The sequence below is a fragment of the Streptomyces sp. CRCS-T-1 genome (assembly GCF_024442335.1).
GTDB classification, from domain to species: Bacteria; Actinomycetota; Actinomycetes; order Streptomycetales; family Streptomycetaceae; genus Streptomyces; species Streptomyces koelreuteriae.
In genome coordinates this window covers 834691-855494 of the sequence record NZ_CP101651.1, presented here as the reverse complement: position 1 = coordinate 855494, position 20804 = coordinate 834691, and the positions used below count along the sequence as shown (strand labels likewise).

Sequence of the window (20804 nt, the reverse complement as noted above, 5' to 3'; positions counted from 1 at the left end):
TTCGACACGCATTCGACTTCGACAGGTGGCAGGGGCAGGGCTAGGGGCCTTCGTTTCGATCAGCGGGCAATGTTCTGTTCCACTGCTCCCTTCAACGGGATCACTTGCCTCCTGCTGACACGAGCCTGCGGGCCAGGCCCCTGGGGGACGCCCTAGGCCGGCCCATACGATGAGGCCATGAAGCGACATTCAGCAGGACACTGGCTCCAGGTTGTCGGCGTCGGTCACGCTGCCATCGGCGCCGTGATCTACCGCGATGTGTTCGCCGACATGGTTCGCGGAAACCTTCTCAACTCCGTGCCCGACCGGGGCGATCGCGCCGCCGCCTTCTGGTTCATGGCCGCTGCGCCGACCCTGTGGATGGGCGGCCGACTGCTCCGGTCGGCGGAGGAGCACAAGGACATCCCGGCCCAGCGCGCCGCGGGCGTCGTTCTGACCGCCGTCGGCGTGACGGGCACCGCGGCCATGCCGAAGAGCGGTTTCCCTACCCTGGTGGGGATCGGCGGCCTCCTGCTGCGCAGGTCGCTGCGCGGCTAAGCCGTTGTGTTTCAGATGCACCCACTGCGATCCAGTCTGAAACTTCCAGGCGATCGCATCGATCACCCTGGTCACGCCACCGGCCACCCCGCTTCGGCATCCGGCCCGGCAATAACGGCTCGATCCGCGCCCACTGAGCATCAGTCAAAGGCACAACCAGCCCAGCGATCAGGTAATCCACACGAGATGGCCTAGTGACGGTTGATCGGGATCTCGTAGACGATCTCGCAGTGAGCGGCGGGCACCACGATGTCCGCCGTTTCCACGGGCCGCCCGTCGTTGCTGTAGTACGTCCGCCGGATGTGCGTCACGAGCGCGGCCTTCTGGATGCCGAGAAGTGACGCCTCCTCGGCGGTCGCCTGCCTCGGCTCCGGCTGCTCCACGGCGTGGCTGACGCTGACGCCGATCGCGGCCATCCGATTCACGACGCCCGCCCCGGCATGCGGCCCTCCCTCGGGGAGGACGACGAGCGTGCCGGCGGTGAGGTCGTACGGCTCCCAACTCGTCGACAGCTGCACCGGCCTGCCGTCGGCCAGGAACTCGTACGTCGTCCGGACGCACAGGTCACCCTCGGCGATGCCGAGCCGCGCCGCGATGTCCGCCGGAGCGGGCACCTTGGCCTCGGTCCGGCTCTCCCAATCCCCTTGCCTGTCCACGGCTTTCATGTCCGCCCGGAACGGTGACACGTCGGGCCGCTCTCGCGCCGACGACCGGACGACCCGGACCCGTTGCCCGGGCTCGGCGACGTCAGTGCCAACCCCAGCGCGTACAGTGCGTCGGGGCGCCTGTTCGTGTTGAACGCCCACTCGCGCAGAGCGGTGCGCACGGCCGCAGGTGCGAACTGGGTGGGCTTGGCCCGCAACAGAGCGATGGTGGTCGCCGTCAGGTCTTGGCACGTGCGGCGGTCGCAGAGGCCGCGCTGCGACAGCGCCGCCCTGTGGTCATGTTGACCTCCGATATTGACGACATGGTCAAGCTCTACGGCGATCGGGTCCGGCTCGTAGGGGTGTGATTTCCGCGGTCGAGGCGACCTCTCTGGCCGGATCGCCGGATCGCCGGATCCGGCTGAGCGGCGGGTTCGCTCGCCGTACGGCCTGCACGCCTGACGCCCACGGCATCCCACGCAGCTCCGAACGCCTGGGCGCAGACGGTGCGAACGTCCTCTCAGTGGCTCTTGGCAGCCTCGCGTTCCTGGTATTCGCGTGGCGAGAGTCCGTGGAAGCGGGAGAAGGCGGCGCTGAACGTGGGGAGGTGGGCGTACCCGATCCGGCGTGCGACGGCGCTGGGCGAGGCGCCCCCGGCGAGCAGGTCGCGGGCGATGCGCATGCGGGCGGCATAGCGCCAGCGGCCGAGTGTCATACCTGTCTCGTCGCGGAAGGCGCGGTGGATCTCGGCACGGACATCCACGTCATGCGTTCCGCCGGGCTCGCCGATACGACGCAAGCACTCCATCGCGACAGCCCGCGCCCGCGGATCGGTGGGCATCGGCACCGACAGCGCTCGCTGCGCGGCGACCTGTTCCGCGAACAGGTCGAGGATGTGGCGGGGGTTGTGGTCGTCGGGACGCAGCCCGGACCGGGCGCTGATCGAGCAGAACATCAAGTAGTCGTCCCACGCGGGCGAGAACCGCACCTGCAGCGGCTCGGTCAGATGGAGGTCGGCGGTACTCGCGTTGCCCAGCGGCAGGGAGACGGAGTTCTCGCGGAGGCCGGTGACATGTTCCATCTCTGCCGGGATCCAGGTCGCCACGCCTCGCTCCCGCTCGTAGCGCCGGCCGCCGATGTCCAGGTACCCGCTGCCTCGATACATCCAGCTGAGGACGTGGATGTCGTTGGTGTGTGACGGTGTGCTGGCCGCGGGCAGCATCTCAGGCGCGGTGGGAGTGTTCACCTCGCGCGTCATCCGGATCAGGTCGTCGGTCTGCCGTGCCGCCGCCGCCCGTTGGGTCAGTCCACCGGCGCCAGGTCGGGCGAAAAGCGCCCGTCCGAACTCGTGGGGGGTCAGCCCGAATCGTCCCTTGAAGGCCCGCGTGAGGCCGTTGCGGCTGGCGAAGCCCACCAGACCAGCCACCTGGTCCACGTCGTAGCCGGCGGCGAGGAACTCCACGGCGGCGCCGAGTCGGCAGTGCAGCCGCCACCGCTCGAACGTGAGCCCGGTGTCGGCGAGGAAGTCACGGCGAAGCGTGCGCGCGCTGGAGAGCACGCGCGATGCCCATTGCTCGACCGTGAGGTCGAGCGCGGGGTCGCGCATCAGTTCGTCGGCGACCGCTCTGGCGCCGCGGGCCCGCGGCATCGCCGGCGAGGCGAACCCCTCCGGGCTCGGATCTCGCCCGGCCACGGCGGGCGCCGGCGAACGCGAGCCGGGACGCCGAAGGAGCTCCGCGATCGCCTCGGGGGAGTACCCGCGGCCGCTGAACGGAGTGACCTGCAGGTTGAAGAGCTGGATCAACCAGTCCTGCCAGCCGCTGGGAACATCGAACCGCGTCAGTTCCGACAACCCCCGAGCCCCGACGCCGGCATGGGGACACAGCGGGAAGGCGACAGTGCCCGGCTCGGTGGTGATCGCCCGCTCCGCCCGCCCGTCCGCGGGAATCCAGGCGCCTTCGCCGGCCCTGAGGCGGAGCACCGGCCCGCTGCCGAGACGCACGTGCGCCGTACCGGTGCGCACCCACAGCAGCAGCGGTCGCACGGGCGCGTCCGCCGGACTCCACCGCGCGCCCGGAATCGGCGGAGGGCAGCCGGAACCCGTGACGAGCGATGAGGGCGAAACCATGTCCTAACCGTACGGCAGTCTGCGCACACCATCCAAGGTAAGGTTCCCCTAACCTTACCGATACGCGCCCTCCCGATGCCGGCGCGCGGCTCCTTCCCTCGAAGCGATGAGAAAGCTCGGTTCCCCGCATGCCCAGAACCTCGCGCCGGCTCACCGTGTACCCGCCGACCCTGCGTGAGGTCGAGGTGGTCCGGACCGTCGACCACACCCCGGGAATGCGGCGGGTCACGCTGAGCGGCGAACAGTTGCGTGCGTTCACCACCGCGGACGGCTTCGTGCGGCCGGCCTTCGAGTCCAAGGGCTTCGACGACGACCTCGCGTTCTACTTCCCGCACCCGGGTCAGCGCGATCCGGTGCTCCCGGTCCAGGGCGAGGCCCAGTTGATCGTGCCCAAGGATCCTCGACCGCTGTCGAGGGCCTACACGGTCCGCCGGTGGGACCCGGAGGCGGGCGAGCTGGACGTGGACTTCGTCAAGCACGGGGTGGGCGTGGGAACGGCGTGGGCCTGTCGCACCCGGCCGGGTGACCGGATCCACGTCAGCGGCCCGCGCACGTCGAAGGAGCTCCCGGTCGGCGCCGACTGGTGGCTCGTGGCAGGCGACGACACCGCACTCCCCGCGATCGGCCGCCTGCTCGACGAACTCCCGTCCGACGCCCGGGCGCAGGTGTTCATCGAGATCGCCGAGGACGCCCACCGCCAGGAGCTGCGCGAGCTGCCCGGGGTGGACGTGACGTGGCTGGTCCGCTCCGGCAGGGCGGCCGGGACCGTGTCGCTGCTCACCGAGGCCGTGCGCGGTACGCAGTGGTGGCCGGGCCAGACGTTCGTGTGGCTGGCCGGCGAGCACACGGCCGTCCGGGACATCCGCCGGCACCTGGTCGAGGACCGTGGCGTGCCCAAGGAGGACATCGACTTCGCCGGCTACTGGCGTCGCTCCGCGGTCGTCGCCCTGGAGACCGACGGGGCGGTACCCGACCCGGAGAGGACGGTCACCCCGTTCCAGAAGCTCCACGACCTGACCGGGCTCGTCGCGCCGATCGCGATCCGCGCCGCCGTCGAGCTGGGCGTTCCCGACCTGATCTCCCGCGGCGTGACCGGCGTGACCGAGCTTGCCGCCAAGGCCGGCGCCGACGAGCGCGCTCTGGGCAAGCTGCTGCGTTACCTGCACACCCTGGACGTGGTGACCGAGACGGAACCATGTCACTACGCCCTGACGCCCGTCGGCGATGTCCTCACTCTCGAGTTCATCGCCGATCGGCTCCACTCCGCCGGGGTGGTCGGCCGCGAGATGCTCGGGATCCACGGACTCACGGAGTCGGTCCGCACCGGTCGGCCCGCCTACGTCTCGGTCACCGGCCGGACCTTCGCCGAGGTGCGGGCCGAGCAGGACTACGAGGACCGCCACCTGGAGCGCCTGGCGAAGTTCCAGCCCGCACTGGCCGGACCGATCGCCACGTCCGACCTGCTCGCCGGAGTCCGGCACCTGGTGATCCACTCCGGTGGTGCCGGCGCTCACGCCCGTGAGTACGTCGCGGCCCACGAGAGCCTTCGCGTGACGATCTGCGCCCTGCCCGCCCAGGCCGACTGGCTGCGCCGCGACCTGCCCGCCACGATTCCCGACGAGCGGCAACGCACGCGGGTCGGCGTGCTGGAGCAGTCCGTCTTCGAGGCCGGCCCGGCAGCCGACGCCGTGCTCATCAGCCGCGCCTTCAAGACCCTGCCCGACGCCGACGCCGCTCACGCACTGCGCCGGGCAGCCGAGAACCTCACCCTCGGTGGACGAGTGCTGCTGATCGAGGAGGTCTTCGACACCGACGACCTCGACGAGCACGACGGCGAGGAAGACCTGATCGGCCTGGTCTGCCACGGCTCCGGCCTCCGTACCGCAGCGGAGCTGGACGCCGTCATCGCCCGGGCCGGCCTCACGCGCAGGTCGGCGCGCACCGTCGGCCTGGGCGTCACCGTCCACGAACTCGTCCGCGCCACCGCTGACTGATCCCCGCCACCCGAGCTCACGCCTCCACCCGGGCAAGAAGAGAAAGAAAAACCACCATGAGCAGCACGCCTGTAACGAGACGCGGCACGGCCCTCGCCGCCGCCCTGTTGAGTACGTCGCTCGTCCTCACCGCCTGCGGCGGTGACGGTGACGACACCGGCGACAAGGCCGCCGCCGAGACCCACAGCGTCAAGGCCGAGAACGGCACCGTCAAGATTCCCGCCGACCCCCGGCGGATCGTCACGATCGGCAACACGAACCTCCCCTTCATCGATCTGGGTGGCAAGCCGGTGGGCGTCACCGAGGTGTCGGACTCCGAACTCGACGTGCTGCCGCAGGAACAGAAGACCGCGTACGAGGCAGCCGAGGTGGTCGGCAGCGACGGGGGCGAGGTGGACCTCGAGAAGCTCGCCGCCCTCAAGCCGGACCTCATCCTGGTCCAGTTCCACTCGAACGACTGGGGCAAGGTCGGCAAGCGACTCGAGTCGATCGCCCCGACCGTGTACTGGGGGCTCGACACCGAGTGGAAGGCTTTCGCCGACGAGATCGGCAAGGCCGGCAACGTCACGGACGAACTCGGCCGGCAGAAGGCGGAGTTCAAGGAGAAGGTCGGCAAGATCAAGGAGACCTACCGCAAGACCATCGCCGACACCTCGTTCGTCGATGTCTCCCGGGGAGACTGGAGCGATCCCGGAACGTTCTACATCGCGGACATCGGCTGCTCCGAGATCGCCCGGGACGACATCGGCCTCGACCTGCCCGAGGCGGCCGAGGGCAAGGAACCCCTGGCCTACGAGTCCCTGCCGTTCGAGCAGATCGGTGAGCTGTCCGAGTACGGCGTGATCACCTACCCCGTCGACGCCGAGGGCCGGCCGACCGAGCCCTTCGTGCCGGTGACCAAGACCAACACGTGGAAGGCGCTGCCCGCCGTGAGCTCCGGTCGCGCGCTCGGACTCTTCTGCCCCGGCAACAACTCCTACGGGCCCGTCCTGCGGTACCTGGACTCGCTCGACCGTGCTCTGGCGACGCTCCCTCCGCAGTAGAACACCCCCGACCATGAAGGAAAACAGAGCAAGGTCCCCGGTCTCGCATCGACGCCGCCGCGTCATCGGGCTGGTCGCAGCCCTCGCCGCGTTGATCGTGCTGATGGTGCTCAGCGTGATGGTCGGCTCCCAAGCGATACCGGTCTCGGTGATCTGGGACGCACTGTCCAACCCGCCTTCCAACCCTGATCAGTTCGCGATCCGCGACTTCCGGCTGCCGCGCACGATCGTGGGTCTGGTGGTCGGCGTCGCACTCGGTCTGTCGGGCGCGCTGATCCAGGCGCTCATCCGCAATCCCCTGGCCGATCCGGGTGTCCTCGGCGTCCATGCCGGTGCGTCCTTCGCGGTGACGGTCGCCGTGGGCCTGCTCGGCGTCCGCACATCGCAGGGCTACATGTGGTTCGCGTTCGCGGGGGCGTTGATCGTCACGCTCCTGGTGCTCGCTCTCGGGTCGACCCGGAAGGGCTCCTCACCGGTGGTCCTGGTGCTCGCCGGGGTCTGCGTCGGCGCCGTGCTCGGCGGCGCCAGGGAGGCGCTCCAGCTGACCGACCCGGACGCCTTCGACGCGATGCGGTACTGGAACGCCGGGTCGATCGCGGGTCGCCCGCTCGAGGTCGTATGGCCGGTCCTGCCGTTCTTCGCGGTGGCACTCGTCCTGGCCTTCGCCGTGTCGGGCCCGCTCAACGCTCTGGCTCTGGGTGACGAGCTGGCGGTCACCCAAGGGGTCCGGTTGGCACGCACCCGTGTGCTCGCGGTGATCGCGCTCACCCTCCTCGCCGGTGGTGCCACCGCGATCACCGGACCCATCGGATTCGTCGGACTCATGGTGCCGCACGTGGCCCGCTGGATCGTCGGCCCGGACCAACGCTGGATCTTCGGGTACAGCGTCCTCCTCGCCCCGAGCCTGCTGCTGGCCTCCGACATCCTCGGACGCGTCGTGATGAGACCCGGTGAGCTCCCCGTGGGGATCGTCACCGCCTTCGTCGGCGCTCCCGTCCTTGTCGCGCTGGCGCGGCGGAAGAAGGCGAGCGGACTGTGAACACGCCCATTCCGCAGGTGGACTTCGGGCGGCGGGTGCTGGTGCTGCGGCGCGGGCGGATCGCGGTGCGGCTCCAATGGCGCCCGGTCGTCGTCTGCACGGTGCTCGCGGTCGCGGTCGCCGGTACGGCGGTGCTCGCGCTGATGACCGGTTCGTACGCGCTGAGTCCCGGGCAGGTGCTCTCCGCACTGACCGGCCGGGAGACCGGCATGGTCCGCGACATCGTGGTCGAGTGGCGGCTGCCCCGGGTGTCCGCGGCGCTGGTGTTCGGCGCTGCTCTGGGAGTGAGCGGGGCCGTCTTCCAGTCACTGTTGCGCAACCCTCTCGCCGACCCCGGCCTCATCGGGTTCTCCCAGGGCTCCTACACCGGGGCGCTGGTCGTGATCCTGGTCGTCAACGGCACCTACGCGCAGCTGGTCGGCGGTGCGTTGCTGGGCGGTACGGCCACCGCCGTGGGCGTGTACGTGCTCGCCCACCGACGAGGAGTGCAGGGGTTCCGGCTGATCGTCGTCGGCATCGGCGTCGCGGCGATGCTCGAGTCGCTCAACACCTGGCTCATCCTCAAGGCCGACCTGGACCAGGCGATGTCCGCGGCCGCGTGGGGTGCCGGGTCGCTCAACGGCGTCTCCTGGGACCGGGTCGTCATCGGCGGCGCCTGCATCGCCGTACTCCTGCTGCTGGCCGGGATGTTGAGCCGGCCGCTGCGGCAGATGCAGCTGGGTGACGACGTGGCCGCCTCGCAAGGGGTACGGGTCTCGCCCGCACGCCTGGGCCTGATCCTGGTGGCAGTGGCGCTGACGGCGACGGTCACGGCAGCGTCGGGGCCGATCGCGTTCATCTCCCTGGTCGCCCCGCAGATCGGACGCCGACTCGCCCGCACCGCGGGGATCACCCTCGCTCCCGCCGCCTTCGTCGGGGCGCTGCTGTGCCTGGCGTCGGACTACCTCGCCCAGCACGCCGCCCCCACCCCGCTGCCGGTCGGCATCATCACCGTCGTGCTCGGCGGCGGCTACCTCGGATACCTGCTGTTCACCGAAGCAAGGAGACGCCTGTGAGCGCAATCCCGCCCGACACCGCGCGCCTGAGTGTGGAGTCGGCGACGATCGGCTACGACAAGCGGATCATCTCCGAGCACCTCTCGGTGGCGATCCCCGACGAGTCGTTCACGGTCGTCGTCGGCCCGAACGCGTGCGGCAAGTCCACCCTGCTGCGCGGCCTGTCCCGACTGCTGAAGCCGTCGGCCGGGCAGATCGTCCTCGACGGTGCCGACATCGGCTCCTACCGGACCAAAGAGGTGGCGCGGCGGGTCGGACTGCTGCCGCAGAGCTCGATCGCCCCGGACGGGATCACCGTCGCCGACCTGGTGGCCCGGGGACGGTACCCCCACCAGGGGTTCATCCGGCAGTGGACCGAGGACGACGAGCGGGCCGTGCTCAGGGCGATGCGCCAGACCTCGGTCACCGACCTGTCCGGGCGCCTGGTGGACGAGCTGTCGGGCGGGCAGCGCCAGCGCGTGTGGGTGGCGATGGCGCTGGCGCAGCACACCGACATCATGCTGCTCGACGAGCCGACCACCTTCCTCGACATCACCCACCAGATCGAGCTGCTCGAGCTGTTCACCGACCTGCACCACGCCGGCCACACCCTGGTCGCCGTACTGCACGACCTCAACCACGCTGCCCGCTACGGCACCCACCTGATCGCCATGAAGGACGGTGCCGTGGTCGTCGAGGGAACTCCGGACGAGGTCGTCACGGCCGAGCTGGTCGAGGAGGTGTTCGGTCTGCGCTGCCTGGTGATGCGTGATCCGGTGTCCGGCAGCCCCCAGGTGGTGCCGCTCGGCCGCGAACGAACCCGGCACAGGTCCGCTGACCACACCGATGCGGAAAGCGCGATACATGTCTGATCCGTCTGTCGAAAAGCTGTCGACCGGTGAGTGGAGCCCGGAGAGGTTCAGACGACATCTCGAGCAGTCGGGTACACCGCTTGTCGAGCGGGTCTGCGCGGACGAGGTGGAGGTGACGTTCGTCGACGAGCCCGGGGACGACACGACGGTCACCCTCTCGGTGGTGATCGGCCCCAGAATCGGCTTCAACCCGATCGGCACGGAGTTCACCTCGGTGGCGGGGACGCCGTTTCGCGTGCTCACCCTGCGGATGCGTTCCGACCTGCGCTTCTCGTACGTGTTCACACGAGGTGGGCCGGCGCGTGAGGGCGAACAGGTCCCGGACCCGTTCAACCCGCCGCCGAGGTTCTCGGAGTGCTCGGTGGAGCGGTTCTCCGGGGCCTCGGTGGCGGTGCTGCCCGACGCGGCGCCGTTGCCCTGGCTCGACCAGGCCGAAGCGCGGCCGGCCCCGGCCATGGATTCCGCCGTGCTGGCGAGTGAGTCGCTGGGAAACGAACGCCGCGTCTGGATCTCGATGCCCCCTGGCGACCTCCCGGACGGGAGCGCACTGCCCTTCGTGATCCACCTGGACGGGACACCGGGTCACAGCGCGCCGAGCGTTCGTGACGCCCTTGTCGAGGCGGGACTGATCCGGCCCTGTGCCGTGATCCTCGTCGAACAGCCCGGATCGCAGCGCGACAAAGAGCTGCTCTGCGATCCGGCCTTCTCCCGGATGCTGGTCGAAGAACTGCTGCCGTGGCTCCACCACCGGTATCCGCTCTCGCGCGACCCCGCCGATGTGGCGCTGGCCGGTGAGAGCTTCGGCGGCTTGTGTGCCGGCTGGACAGCGCTCCACCACCCGACGGCGTTCGGCAACGCCATCCTCCAGTCCCCGTCGTGCGGATACCACCCTGACCTCACGTGGGGCACCGGGGCGGGCGAGCTGCTGCGGCGCGCCCCCGTACCGACGCTGATCGCCGACCACCTCGCCGCGGAAGCGGCACCGGTCCGCATCTTCCACGACGTCGGAGAGCTGGAGGGCTCGAACACCCACAGCCGCTGGCTGGACCACGTGCTCACCGCGAAGGGCTACGACACCCGCTACCGGGAGTTCGCCGGCGGACACGACTACGCGTGGTGGCGGGGACTCTTCGCCGATGCCCTGCTCTGGTGCTTCCCGCTCGGGAACAGCGACCGGAGCCACGCGTGAGCGACTCCTCGCGTTTCTCGGGCGCCGACACCGCGGGACTGGGGCGAGGACCTCTGACCCGCCGGCTGCCCACGCTGCTGCAGTCGCCCCCCGAACCGGACGAGGCTCCGCCGTTCGAAGCCGGAGCGGGTATGACTCCGGGTCGGTTCCTGCTGCGTGTGATCTTCTCGGTGAAGCGGGTCACCGTTCCGGCGATGCTGCTCGCGGTCGTGTGGCAGGTGGGCGAGTCGGCGGTACCTGTGGTGATGGGTGTCGCCATCGACCGGGCGCTGGCGACCGGGAACGCGGGGCAGCTGGTGCTGTGGCTCGGCGTGCTGATGGCCCTGTACGCCGTGTTGACGGTGGCGGCGAAGTTGGCGAATCGGCTGACCTCGTATGCGGTACAGCTGCTGCAGCACCGGCTCCGGAGCACCCTCTCGACCGCCGTGCTGCATCCGGCCGGCGGTGCGGCGCGGGCGCCGGACGGCAGCGTCGTCTCGGTGATGACCAGCGACGTCGCCCGCCTGGCCAACGCGGTGATCCTGCTGATCCTGCCGGTGTCGAGGATCGCGGCCATCGGGTTCATCGCCGTATCGCTGCTGGCGACGCACTGGCTGCTCGGGCTCGTGGTGCTGCTGGGAGCGCCTGCCGCGGTGTGGCTGATGGGCGTGCTCAGCGAGCGGCTCTCCCGGGACACCCGCGCGTACCAGGAGCTCTTGGCCTCCACCGTCGGACGGGCCACGGATCTGGTCGCCGGCTACCGGGTGGTCAAGGGCATACACGCCGAGGCCGAGGCGACAAGGAGGTACCGGCAGGCGAGCCAGGAGACCCTCGTCGGGGCCCAGCGCAACGCGGGACTGCTGGGGAGGTTCCTCGCGGGCTCGGGTGCGGTCAGCAGCGCGTTCGTCGCCGCGGTGATGGGGCTGGCGGGCTGGTTCGCCGTGGACGGGCGGCTGAGCATCGGCGAGCTGATCGCCGCCGTCGGCCTCACCCAGGCACTGCTGCCGCAGATCCAGTCGATCGCGAGCGCCTCCGTCCCCAACCTCGCCGGAGCCCGCGCCGCGTCCGCGCGCGTCGTCGACGTGCTGCACGGCACCGGCAGCGGGAGCCCCGGACAGGACGACGCGCTACGGGCAGAGGTCGCGCCGCTGCCCGTACTGGAGGTGTCCGCGCAGGCTGCGACGATCCGGGTGGACCCCGGAGAGTTCGTGGGAGTGCGCGCCGACGACCGGACCGCCGCCCGCATCGCCCGGGCGCTGCTGGACCCGCGCACCGGCGGCGAGGTGGAGGCGCGCCTCGACGGACTCCCGGCACGGGAGCTGAGCGCGCAGGAGTACCGCTCCCGGGTCACGGTCGCCCCGCACCGGGCCACACTGTTCAGCGGAACGATCCGCGACAACCTCACCGCCGGCGCCGGCGCCGGCGCGCCAGAGCTGATCGATGTCGCGGTGCGAGCTGCGGCCTGCGACGACTTCGCCGCCGATCTCGATCTCCCGGTCGGCGAGGACGGCAACCGCCTCTCCGGCGGCCAGCGCCAGCGGATCGCGCTCGCCCGCGCACTGGCGAGCGATGCGCCGGTGCTCGTGCTGCACGACCCGACCACGGCGGTGGACCCGGTCACCGAGCACGCGATCGCGGTGCGTCTGCGCGGCGTCCGCGCGGGCCGCTCCACGCTGCTGATCGCCTCGTCCCCGGCACTGCTCGGGCGGTGCGACCGCGTCGTCGACCTGTTCGTGGACGCCGGGGACGCACCCCTGCACGGAAGGACGGTGGGATGAGCGTGGCATCCGCTACGACCGGACAGGCGCTGCCCGTCGCGGGCGGCCGGGCGACGGCCGCGGAGGTCCGGCGGCTCAGCCGCGGACACCGGCTCCGGCTCGCCGCCGTCGGCGTGGTCGGGATCGTCAGCACCGCTGTCGACCTGATTCCGCCGGTGGCGATCGGGTACCTCGTCGACCGGGTGCGGGCGGGCACCGCGGATCTCGGCACCGTGCTGACGGTCACGGCCGTCATGGCGCTCTCCGGCGTCCTCGGCGCCGCCGGCACCGCGGTGGCGATCGTGCACGCCACCCGCGTCTACCACGCCGTCCTCGCCGCGCTGCGCGAGCGGCTCGTCAGCCGCGCCATGCTGCTCCCGCAGCACCTCGTAGAGCGCGCCGGTACCGGGGACCTGATATCCCGGTCCAGCGACGACGTCACCGCCGTGGCCGATGCCGCCCCCGCGGTGATCCCCGCGCTCACCGTCAGCGCGTTCACCATCGTCGTGTCGCTGGGCGGGCTCGCGGCGCTGGAATGGCCCTACGCGGCCGCGTTCGCCGTCGTGCTGCCGGTATACGCACTCGCCATGCGGTGGTACCTGCGCACCGGGCCCCGGGTGTACCGAGCCGAGCGTGCGGCGATGAGTGCGCGTGCCCAGCAGATCCTCGAGTCCCAGCGCGGCTACGCCACCGTGCTCGGCTTCGGGCTCGCCGAGCGACGTCATCGCACCGTGCTGACGGATTCCTGGGGCGTCGCGGTGCAGTCGCTGCGGGCACGCACCGTGCTGAGCATGCTCAACGCCCGGCTCAACCTCGGCGAATGCCTGAGCCTGGCCGCCGTGCTCGTCGTCGGATTCGTCCTCGTCGACCACGGATCCTCAACCGTCGGCGGTGCCACCACCGCCATGCTGCTCGTGCTGCGCCTGCTGGGGCCGGTCAACCAGCTGCTGTTCGTCGTCGACACCCTTCAGTCGGCCCTCGCCTCGCTGAGCCGCGTGATCGGAGTCGTCACGATCCCGACGGTGGACGCGGCCGACGCGACGACGACTCCGACAGACCCGATGGACGAGGTGGACCCGACACACGAGGTGGACCCGATGGACCCGGCAGACACAGCCACCGCCGTTCGGCTCCGCGAGGTCGCGTTCCGCTACGCCGACGGTCCACCCGTACTCGATGGCATCGACCTCGATATCCCGGATGGTCAGCACCTCGCGATCGTCGGCCCGTCCGGGGCGGGGAAGACCACGCTCGCCGCAGTGATCGCGGGCGTTCGCCGACCTGACGACGGGACCGTGACCCGTCCCCGCCGCACCGCGGTGATCACCCAGGAAGTACACGTGTTCGCCGGGGCGCTGCGAGAGAACCTCACGCTCGCCGCCCCCGACGCCACCGACCGCGACATCCGCGCCGCGCTCGAAACCACCGGTGCGGCCGATCTGCTGGACCTGTCGGCGGATGCCCTCGACACGGTGGTCGGCACCGGCGGACATCCGCTCACCGATGCACAGGCGCAACAGCTCGCCCTCGCCCGCCTGTTCCTTGCCGACCCCGAGCTGGCGATCCTCGACGAAGCCACCGCCGAGGCCGGTTCCGCCCACGCCGAGCGGCTCGACCGCGCCTCGGAAGCGGTCCTCGCCGGCCGGACCGGCATCGTGATCGCTCACCGGCTCTCCCAAGCGGCTACGTGCGACCGGATCGTGGTCATGGACGCCGGCCGCGTCATCGAGACCGGCACCCATGACGAACTCCTCACCGCCGGCGGCACATACGCCCGGCTGTGGGCGGTGTGGCAAGCCGGGCAGCACATCAGCGCGAACAGATGAGGGTGGAATCGGCCCGCGGTCATTCTCAGCGCCGTGTCGCGAACAGCTCCCGCCTAGACGTCGTGAAGCGGGCGAGGGCGTCCGGCAGCGGGGTGACGCCGATGCCGGGTGACGTGGGGACGGGGAGGTGGCCGTCCTGGAGGACGAACGGTTCCGTGATGTCCTCCGCGAAGTAGCGGCGGGAGGCCGAGGTGTCGCCGGGGAGCGTGCAGCCCGGGAGGGCGGCCAGCGCCAGGTTGGGGGCGCGGCCGATGCCCGTCTCCAGCATGCCGCCGCACCACACCGGCACACCGTGGGCGGCGCACACGTCGTGGATGCGACGCGCTTCGAGGTAGCCGCCGACGCGGGCCGGCTTGACGTTGACGACCCGGCAGGCGTCCATCGCGATCGCGGACGCGGCGTCACGCGCCGAGTGGATCGACTCGTCGAGGCACACCGGGGTGCGCAGGCGCTGCTGGAGCCGGGCGTGGGCATGGAGGTTGTTCTCCTCCAGCGGCTCCTCGATCAGCAGCAGCCCGAAGTCGTCGAGCCGGCGCAGCTGGTCGGCGTCGGCGAGCGTGTAGGCGGTGTTGGCGTCGACCTGGAGCGGCAGCGCGTCGCCGAAGCGGTCGCGTACCGCGCGCACCGGCTCCACGTCCCAGCCCGGCTCTATCTTCAGCTTGATGCGGAGGTAGCCCTCGTCGAGGTAGCGCTCGACGTCGTCCAGCAGTTCGGGCACGGAATTCTTGATGCCGACCGAGACACCCGCAGGTACCCGTTCGTGCACCGAGCCGAGGAACGTCGCCAACGACATCCCGTAGGCGCGCAGTTCCGCGTCCAGGAGGGCGGTCTCCAGGGCCGCCTTGGCCAGCTCGTGGCCCTTGACGGAGGCCATGGCGGGGGCGACGGCCGCCGTCGTCGGCTCGGGGAGGGCGGCCACCCTCGGCAGCAGGAAGTCGCGGATCACCATCTCGGCGCCGGCGACGAACTCCGAGCAGTACAGGGGCTCGGGGTCGGCGGCGAATTCCGACCAGCCCTCGGCCGCGTCGGTCACCACGCGCAGCAGGAAGGTGTCCTTGCTGGTCATCGTCCCGAACGACGTGCGGAACGGGGTGACGAGGGGGATGGCGACGTGGAGCAGTTCCACGCGTTCGAGCTTCATCGCTGCCTTTCGTGAGGCGTCTTGAAGGGCGTCCGGGTCAGCAGGTACCAGCCGTCGCGTGACATGGCCGTCGCGCGCAGGCCCTCGGCGTACGCCTCCGTGAACACCCCGCGTACGGCGTGCCGCCACGCGAGCGCGAGGGCCGGGTCGGCGGCGCGCAGCGCGACGATGTCCTCGGGTACGCGGCACCACAGCCGGTCCGCGTCGCGCAGGGCGAGCGGCCCGTCGTCGGGTGCCCGGGTCACGACGTCGGCCGCGGCGCGGCCCGCGGTGGGCTCGTCCGTACGTGTGGTCCCCGTCGCCAGGTCCCAGGTGATGGTCAGCCGGTCGCTCTCGTCGCCGCCGTTCACACCGTCGTTCATCGGCCCGTAGAAGTCGACCAGGTACTCGCTGCCGACCGCACCCAGTTTGACCAGGTTGAAGCGGGCGTTGCGGCGCACCAGCGGGTCGAACGTCCAGCGCATCGTGGTGGCGCCCCGCTCCAGCGCCCACACCCGCTGCGCCTGCTTGACCGCGAACCCCACCCCCCGGCCCGCCGCGGTCGCCGCCGCGACGAACGAGTACACGTCCCGCTCGGCGGGGGCACCGAACACCGCCACCGCCGCCCCGGCGAGCCGCTCGCCCGACGGTCCGGCCGCGTACGCGGCGTGCACCGCCCCGCCGGCGTGCACCAGGCTGTGCAGCACCTCGGCCGGATACGGCGGGGTGGCCCTGGGCGTCTGCCACACATCGGCGAAGAAACCGGCCACGGCGTGGATACCGGCCACGTCGTGCACGGTACGGACCGTGACCCCGGCGGTGCGGGCCGCGGCGTCGGCGATACCCGCCCAGGCACCGGGCGCTGTCCCCCCGGCCGTGCGGGGTGCTTCCGCCGGCCCGGGCCCGGCGGCGGAGATCGTCACAGGTGTCATGCGGTGAGTCTGCGTCGCCGGAGCCCGGGCGGCCGTTGTCGGCAGGCACAATGAAGGCATCCGCCTCTGTTGCGATCGGCCAAGGCCGGCCGGGATCACCGCCCGATAGAAACCCGCAGACCCCTGCGAACACCACCGTCTGCACACCACCGCCCCAGGAGCCCGACCACCCATGGACGCCCGCACCCTCGAGGAACTGATCGGCACCCTCGGCGAGCCCCTGCTCCGGGTGCTCACCGCCCCGGCGGACGGCCTCGCCAGCCCCGTCTCCGAGATCCTGCTCCACGGCCAAGGGGATCCCTTCCCGCGCGGCGCGCCCGGTGCCCTGGTGCTGACCGTCGGGCTGCCGCCGGGCGGGATCGAGCCGCTGGCGCGCGACGCCGCCGCGGCCGGGGTGGCCGGACTCGTCGTACGGGGCGGGGCCTCGCAGCCCGAGACGGTGGCCGCGGCGAAGGCCCACGGCCTCACACTGCTCGCCGTCGACGAGGACGCCGCCTGGCATCACGTCCATCTGCTGCTGGCCTCGGCGATCGGGTCCCGGCCGGGACCCGGGGACAGCGAAGCGGCGTTCGGGGACCTGTTCTCGCTGGCCAACGCGGTGGCCGCGGCGGTGGGCGGCGCGACCGTCATCGAGGACGCCCGGCAGCGGATCCTGGCGTACTCCACCCTGCCCCGGCAGGCCGTCGACGAGGCCCGGCGACAGGGCATTCTGGGCCGTCAGGTGCCCAGCAGCCCCGAGAACAGCGAGCAGTACCGCGTCCTGTTCGCCGCCCCCGGTCCCGTACGCCTCGCCGCGCTGGACGGCGAGGAGCTGCCGCGGCTCGCCGTGGCGATCCGGGCGGGCGGCGAGACGCTGGGGTCGGTGTGGGTCGTCGACGACGGACAGCTCGGCCCCGACGCCGAGGAGGCGCTCGCCCGGGGCGCGTCCACGGCCGCCCTGCTCCTGCTGCGGGCGCGGGCCGGCGAGGAGCTGTCCCGGCAGCTCACGAGCGACCTGCTGCGCCGTCTCCTCGACGGCAGCGCCGATCCGGCGGGCGCCGCGCACCGCCTCGGCCTCGCCGAGGGAACCCCGGTCCGGGTCGTTTCCTTCGCCCTCGACGGCGCCGGGTCCACGCCCGACGAGGAACAGACCGCGCTGCGGCTGCTCGACCTCGTACGGCTGCACTGCGAGGCGCGCTACGGGCGGCACACATGCGCGCTGGCCGACGGGCGGGTGTACGCGCTGCTGCCGGTGACCGGTGCGGAGCCGAGCGGCTCGGCCGGGCGCGAGGAGCGGCACCGGCGCCTGGCCGAGGACATCGTGCGGCGCGCGGCCCAGGCGCTGCGGACGCGGGTGCGGGCCGGGCTGGGCGAGGCGGTGGCGGAGCCGGCGGCGGTACGCGGCTCACGGGACGACGCCGACCTGGTGCTGCGGGTGCTCGGCCCGGGGGAGGACGTCGCCGTCGTGACGGAGGTACGGGCCCGGGTCACCCTGCTGCGGCTGCGGGAACTCATGGACGGGCAGCGGGCGTTGACGGCCGGGGCCTGGCGGGACGTCCTGGCGTACGACACCGGGCACGGCACCGACTACGCCAGGACCCTGGTGTGCTGGCTGGACGCCGGGGGCGACGTCGCGCGGGCGGCCGGGCTGCTCGCCGTCCACCCCAACACCTGCCGGTACCGCCTCCGTCAGGCGCAGCAGCACCTCGGTGTCGATCTGGACGACCCGGACGAGCGGCTGGTGCTGTGGCTGCAGTTGCGCACACTCGGGGGTCTGCGCGGCACCGGCCCGGTCTGACACCCGGGCAGGGGTGGTCAGCCGCTCAGCCAGGCGGTGAGCCGCCGCTCGCACTCCCGCAGTTGCCCGACGGTCACGTACTCCCCGGCGGTGTGCGCCAGCGTCGGGTCGCCGGGGCCGTAGTTGAGCGCGGGCGTGCCGAGCGCGGTGAAGCGGGCCACGTCCGTCCAGCCCAGCTTGGGGCGGGGAACCGAGCCCAGCGCCTCGACCAGCGAGGCCACCGGCCCCTGGCCGAGCCCGGGCAGGGCCCCCGGCACCACCTCGGTGACCTCCACCTCGTACTCGGGGAACAGCGCGCGCAGATACGCCTCGGCCTGCTCGGGCGAACGGCTCGGCGCGAAACGCAGGTTGACGCTGATCACGCAGGTGTCGGGGACGACGTTGTCGGCGATGCCCGCGCGGACGGCGACCGCGTTCAGCCCCTCGCGGTACTCCAGTCCGTCGATGACGATCCGCTCGGCGCTGTGGTCGTCCAGGCGCCGGAGCACGGCGGCCGCTCGGTGCGCGGCGTTGACGCCCCTCCAGGAGCGGGCGGTGTGGGCGCGCTCGCCGCGCACCGTGACGTCCGCGTTCAGGACGCCCTGGCAGCCCGCCTCGACGCCCGCGTCGGACGGTTCCATGAGGATGGCGAGGTCCGCTTCGAGCAGATCGGGGCGGTCGGCGGCGACGCGCTGCAGGCCGTTGCGGTCACCGGCGACCTCTTCGCACTCGTAGAAGACGTACGTCACGTCACGCACCGGCGCGGCGAGGCCGGACGCGAGCCGCAGGGCGACGGCGACGCCGCCCTTCATGTCGCACGCCCCGAGCCCGTACAGCCGCTCGCCCTCCAGCCGGGAGGGCAGGTTCCCGGCGGCCGGGACGGTGTCCAGATGGCCGGCGATGATCACGCGCTCGGCACGGCCCGCATCGGTGCGGGCCACGACGGAGTTGCCGAGGCGTACGACGGTGAGGTGGGGGTGCGTGCGCAGCGCGGACTCCACGGCGTCGGCGAGGCCGGCCTCCTCGCCGCTCTCGGAAGGGACGTCCACCAGGGCTCTCGTGAGATCCACCAGGTCCACCGGGTTCGTGGCCGGGTCGAGCGGGATCATTCCGTGCTCTCCTTCTCGGGTGCGGGCCGGCCGAGCCGGGAGTGCCGGATGCCGTAGAGCAGGTAGACGGCCAGTCCGACGGCCATCCACAGGCCGAACGCGGTCCAGGTGTCCGCGCCGAGTCCCCACATCACATAGCCGCAGCACAGCGTGCCCAGCGCGCAGGTCAGGGGCGCGAGCGGCACCCGGAAACTGCGCGGCGCGCCGGGGCTGCGCCGGCGCAGGATCAGGACGGCTGCGTTGACCAGCGCGAAGGCGAACAGGGTGCCGATGCTGGTGGCGTCGGCGAGCGCGCCCAGCGGTACCAGGGCGGCGAGCACCATGACGAACGCGGAGACGATGACGATGTTGGCGCGGGGCACGCCGGACCGGGCGTGGACCTTGGCGAACAGCGGTGGGACGAGCCCGTCGCGCGCCATCGAGAACAGGATGCGGGTCTGCCCGTACTGCACGGCGAGCACGACGCTCGTGGTGGCGACGACCGCCCCGACGGACAGCAGGACGGGCCAGAGGGTGCCACCGCCGACCGCGTGGACCAGCACCTCGCTGAGGGTGGCCTCGGTGCCCGCGAACCGCTGCCACGGCATCGCGCCGACCGCGGCGATCGCCACCGCGCAGTACAGCGCGGTGATCAGCCCGAGGGAGAGCAGGATGGCGCGCGGCAGATCGCGCTGCGGGTTCTTCGCCTCCTCACCGGCGGTCGAGGCGGCGTCGAAGCCGATGTACGAGAAGAACAGCGAGGCGGCGCCCGCGCTCACCCCGGCCATGCCGAGCGGGAACAGCGGCCGGAAGTTGCCGGCGCGGAACGCGGTGAACGCGACGGCGCAGAACAGCACGAGGGCCGCCACCTTCACCGCCACCATGACCGCGTTCACCACAGCGCTCTCCCGGGAACCGCGCAGCAGCACCACCATGGAGAGCACGACGATCGCGGCGGCCGGGACGTTCAGCACGCCGCCCGCGCCGGGCGGGGCGGCCAGCGACGCGGGCAGCGTCCACCCGACGGTGAGCTCCAGCAGCTCGTTCACGTACTGGCCCCAGCCGACCGCGACGGCGGCCACCGAGACGCCGTACTCCAGCACCAGACACCAGCCGCAGACCCAGGCGACCAGCTCGCCGAGCGTGGCGTAGGTGTAGCTGTACGAGGACCCGGCACCGGGGATCATGCCGGCCAGCTCGGCGTAGGACAGGGCGGAGAACAGCGCGGTGAGCCCGGCGAGCACGAAGGAGAACACCACGGCCGGGCCCGCCTCGGGCACCGCCTGGCCGAGCACCACGAAGATCCCGGTGCCCAGGGTGGCTCCCACGCTGAGCAGCGTGAGCTGGGTGAGCCCCATGGTCCGGCGGAGCTGACCGCCGTCGGCCTCGGCCACCAGATCGGCGACGTCCCGCCGCCGCGTCAGCCTGCCGCGGACACCGGCCTCGCCCACGGATCTCCGCGGCCCGGTTCGCACACTGTCCACGCGTTCACTCCTCTCACGACTCCCGTTGTGGCCCTTGATGATGCGTAGCGGGGGCGTGGGGAGGGGTGTGCGCGTCGGCCAAGACGGCGGGTGCCGCTTTGGCCTTCCGGCCAATGCCTCGCCCCAGTGACATAGGCCACCCCTGTGCGCGCACATCGGGTGTGTTTGCCGTGGCGGCGGCTGGAAAGGCGCTCTGTGATCACCGGATGCGACAATCCGGTGGACAGTGACCAAAAGGCAAGAAAGAGGAGGCTCGATGTCCTCGAAGCGACGTCGCAAGAAGAAGGCCCGCCGCAAGAACGGCGCGAACCACGGCAGCCGTCCGCAGTCCTGACGCGGTCCTGCGGGCACGCCGACGCAATCGGGTGGGTGGCACATGCCA

The 20804-nt window shown here is 71.7% G+C and carries 17 protein-coding genes and 1 pseudogene; 12 read left to right on the top strand and 6 right to left on the bottom strand.

Annotation, left to right across the window (positions count from 1 at the left end; translation table 11 throughout):
* Positions 1-177: 177 nt before the first annotated feature.
* On the top strand, positions 178-537 hold the full coding sequence (locus NNW99_RS03790) for a DUF6463 family protein (protein WP_215117165.1): 360 nt from the start codon (positions 178-180) through the stop codon (positions 535-537).
* Positions 538-728: 191 nt separating this feature from the next.
* Here NNW99_RS03790 and NNW99_RS03785 read toward each other — a convergent pair whose 3' ends face one another.
* Positions 729-1448: a UTRA domain-containing protein gene (locus NNW99_RS03785; RefSeq protein ID WP_370869192.1), complete on the bottom strand. Its 720-nt coding sequence runs from the start codon at positions 1446-1448 to the stop codon at positions 729-731.
* On the opposite strand from NNW99_RS03785, the pseudogene NNW99_RS03780 reads away from it, so the two are divergent.
* Positions 1436-1549, top strand: a pseudogene (locus NNW99_RS03780) (DNA-binding protein); the annotation flags it as partial. The gene NNW99_RS03785 and the pseudogene NNW99_RS03780 sit on opposite strands and share 13 nt — an antisense overlap.
* 152 nt (positions 1550-1701) lie before the next feature.
* Here the strand turns inward: NNW99_RS03780 and NNW99_RS03775 are convergent.
* On the bottom strand, positions 1702-3309 hold the full coding sequence (locus NNW99_RS03775) for a helix-turn-helix domain-containing protein (RefSeq protein ID WP_251057697.1): 1608 nt from the start codon (positions 3307-3309) through the stop codon (positions 1702-1704).
* A 128-nt stretch (positions 3310-3437) separates the two neighbouring features.
* Between NNW99_RS03775 and NNW99_RS03770 the strand changes: the two genes are divergently transcribed.
* Genes NNW99_RS03770 through NNW99_RS03735 form a run of 8 tightly spaced genes read left to right on the top strand, consistent with a single transcriptional unit; the run spans position 3438 to position 14042 of the window.
* Positions 3438-5303, top strand: a complete 1866-nt coding sequence (locus NNW99_RS03770) for a siderophore-interacting protein (protein ID WP_215117164.1) — start codon at positions 3438-3440, stop codon at positions 5301-5303.
* Between the two features lie 56 nt (positions 5304-5359).
* Positions 5360-6346 carry an ABC transporter substrate-binding protein gene (locus NNW99_RS03765; RefSeq protein ID WP_215117163.1) on the top strand — a complete coding sequence of 329 codons (987 nt, stop codon included), beginning with the start codon at positions 5360-5362 and terminating at the stop codon, positions 6344-6346.
* Between the two features lie 13 nt (positions 6347-6359).
* Complete coding sequence (locus NNW99_RS03760; RefSeq protein WP_215117161.1) at positions 6360-7385, top strand: iron ABC transporter permease; 1026 nt, start codon at positions 6360-6362, stop codon at positions 7383-7385.
* A 17-nt stretch (positions 7386-7402) separates the two neighbouring features.
* On the top strand, positions 7403-8440 hold the full coding sequence (locus NNW99_RS03755; protein ID WP_215124135.1) for an iron chelate uptake ABC transporter family permease subunit: 1038 nt from the start codon (positions 7403-7405) through the stop codon (positions 8438-8440).
* The gene (locus tag NNW99_RS03750) at positions 8437-9291 is read left to right on the top strand and encodes an ABC transporter ATP-binding protein (protein ID WP_251057696.1); all 855 of its coding nucleotides are present in this window, start codon (positions 8437-8439) and stop codon (positions 9289-9291) included. The genes NNW99_RS03755 and NNW99_RS03750 overlap by 4 nt, the downstream gene beginning before the upstream one ends.
* Positions 9284-10480 carry an esterase family protein gene (locus tag NNW99_RS03745; protein ID WP_215117160.1) on the top strand — a complete coding sequence of 399 codons (1197 nt, stop codon included), beginning with the start codon at positions 9284-9286 and terminating at the stop codon, positions 10478-10480. Before NNW99_RS03750 ends, NNW99_RS03745 begins: the two co-directional genes overlap by 8 nt.
* Positions 10477-12237 carry an ABC transporter ATP-binding protein gene (locus NNW99_RS03740; RefSeq protein WP_251057695.1) on the top strand — a complete coding sequence of 587 codons (1761 nt, stop codon included), beginning with the start codon at positions 10477-10479 and terminating at the stop codon, positions 12235-12237. Before NNW99_RS03745 ends, NNW99_RS03740 begins: the two co-directional genes overlap by 4 nt.
* The gene (locus NNW99_RS03735; RefSeq protein ID WP_215117159.1) at positions 12234-14042 is read left to right on the top strand and encodes an ABC transporter ATP-binding protein; all 1809 of its coding nucleotides are present in this window, start codon (positions 12234-12236) and stop codon (positions 14040-14042) included. Before NNW99_RS03740 ends, NNW99_RS03735 begins: the two co-directional genes overlap by 4 nt.
* Before the next feature lie 25 nt (positions 14043-14067).
* Here NNW99_RS03735 and menC read toward each other — a convergent pair whose 3' ends face one another.
* Both menC and NNW99_RS03725 read right to left on the bottom strand, forming a co-directional pair.
* Positions 14068-15183, bottom strand: a complete 1116-nt coding sequence (gene menC, locus NNW99_RS03730; protein WP_215117158.1) for an o-succinylbenzoate synthase — start codon at positions 15181-15183, stop codon at positions 14068-14070.
* Complete coding sequence (locus NNW99_RS03725; protein WP_251057694.1) at positions 15180-16094, bottom strand: chorismate synthase; 915 nt, start codon at positions 16092-16094, stop codon at positions 15180-15182. The genes menC and NNW99_RS03725 overlap by 4 nt, the downstream gene beginning before the upstream one ends.
* A gap of 172 nt (positions 16095-16266) precedes the next feature.
* On the opposite strand from NNW99_RS03725, the gene NNW99_RS03720 reads away from it, so the two are divergent.
* A complete protein-coding gene (locus NNW99_RS03720; protein WP_215117157.1) occupies positions 16267-17871 on the top strand; it encodes a CdaR family transcriptional regulator in 1605 nt (534 codons plus the stop codon).
* Positions 17872-17888: 17 nt separating this feature from the next.
* Here NNW99_RS03720 and dapE read toward each other — a convergent pair whose 3' ends face one another.
* Together dapE and NNW99_RS03710 are read right to left on the bottom strand one after the other, a co-directional pair.
* Positions 17889-18959, bottom strand: coding sequence for a succinyl-diaminopimelate desuccinylase (gene dapE, locus NNW99_RS03715; protein WP_215117156.1), 1071 nt, complete (start codon positions 18957-18959; stop codon positions 17889-17891).
* Complete coding sequence (locus tag NNW99_RS03710) at positions 18956-20422, bottom strand: amino acid permease (protein WP_215117155.1); 1467 nt, start codon at positions 20420-20422, stop codon at positions 18956-18958. The genes dapE and NNW99_RS03710 overlap by 4 nt, the downstream gene beginning before the upstream one ends.
* Positions 20423-20678: 256 nt before the next feature.
* Here NNW99_RS03710 and NNW99_RS39070 point away from each other — a divergent pair, with 256 nt between their 5' ends.
* On the top strand, positions 20679-20756 hold the full coding sequence (locus tag NNW99_RS39070; RefSeq protein ID WP_370443954.1) for a 50S ribosomal protein bL37: 78 nt from the start codon (positions 20679-20681) through the stop codon (positions 20754-20756).
* Positions 20757-20804: the final 48 nt, after the last annotated feature.

What these genes read in the sequence shown, in the direction of transcription:
- NNW99_RS03790 (WP_215117165.1), top strand. Translation starts at nt 178, where the DNA reads ATGAAGCGACATTCAGCAGGACACTGGCTCCAGGTTGTCGGCGTCGGT.
- NNW99_RS03775 (WP_251057697.1), bottom strand. Translation starts at nt 3,309, where the DNA reads ATGGTTTCGCCCTCATCGCTCGTCACGGGTTCCGGCTGCCCTCCGCCG.
- NNW99_RS03770 (WP_215117164.1), top strand. Translation starts at nt 3,438, where the DNA reads ATGCCCAGAACCTCGCGCCGGCTCACCGTGTACCCGCCGACCCTGCGT.
- NNW99_RS03765 (WP_215117163.1), top strand. Translation starts at nt 5,360, where the DNA reads ATGAGCAGCACGCCTGTAACGAGACGCGGCACGGCCCTCGCCGCCGCC.
- NNW99_RS03760 (WP_215117161.1), top strand. Translation starts at nt 6,360, where the DNA reads ATGAAGGAAAACAGAGCAAGGTCCCCGGTCTCGCATCGACGCCGCCGC.
- NNW99_RS03745 (WP_215117160.1), top strand. Translation starts at nt 9,284, where the DNA reads ATGTCTGATCCGTCTGTCGAAAAGCTGTCGACCGGTGAGTGGAGCCCG.
- NNW99_RS03735 (WP_215117159.1), top strand. Translation starts at nt 12,234, where the DNA reads ATGAGCGTGGCATCCGCTACGACCGGACAGGCGCTGCCCGTCGCGGGC.
- menC (WP_215117158.1), bottom strand. Translation starts at nt 15,183, where the DNA reads ATGAAGCTCGAACGCGTGGAACTGCTCCACGTCGCCATCCCCCTCGTC.
- NNW99_RS03725 (WP_251057694.1), bottom strand. Translation starts at nt 16,094, where the DNA reads ATGACACCTGTGACGATCTCCGCCGCCGGGCCCGGGCCGGCGGAAGCA.
- NNW99_RS03720 (WP_215117157.1), top strand. Translation starts at nt 16,267, where the DNA reads ATGGACGCCCGCACCCTCGAGGAACTGATCGGCACCCTCGGCGAGCCC.
- dapE (WP_215117156.1), bottom strand. Translation starts at nt 18,959, where the DNA reads ATGATCCCGCTCGACCCGGCCACGAACCCGGTGGACCTGGTGGATCTC.
- NNW99_RS39070 (WP_370443954.1), top strand. Translation starts at nt 20,679, where the DNA reads ATGTCCTCGAAGCGACGTCGCAAGAAGAAGGCCCGCCGCAAGAACGGC.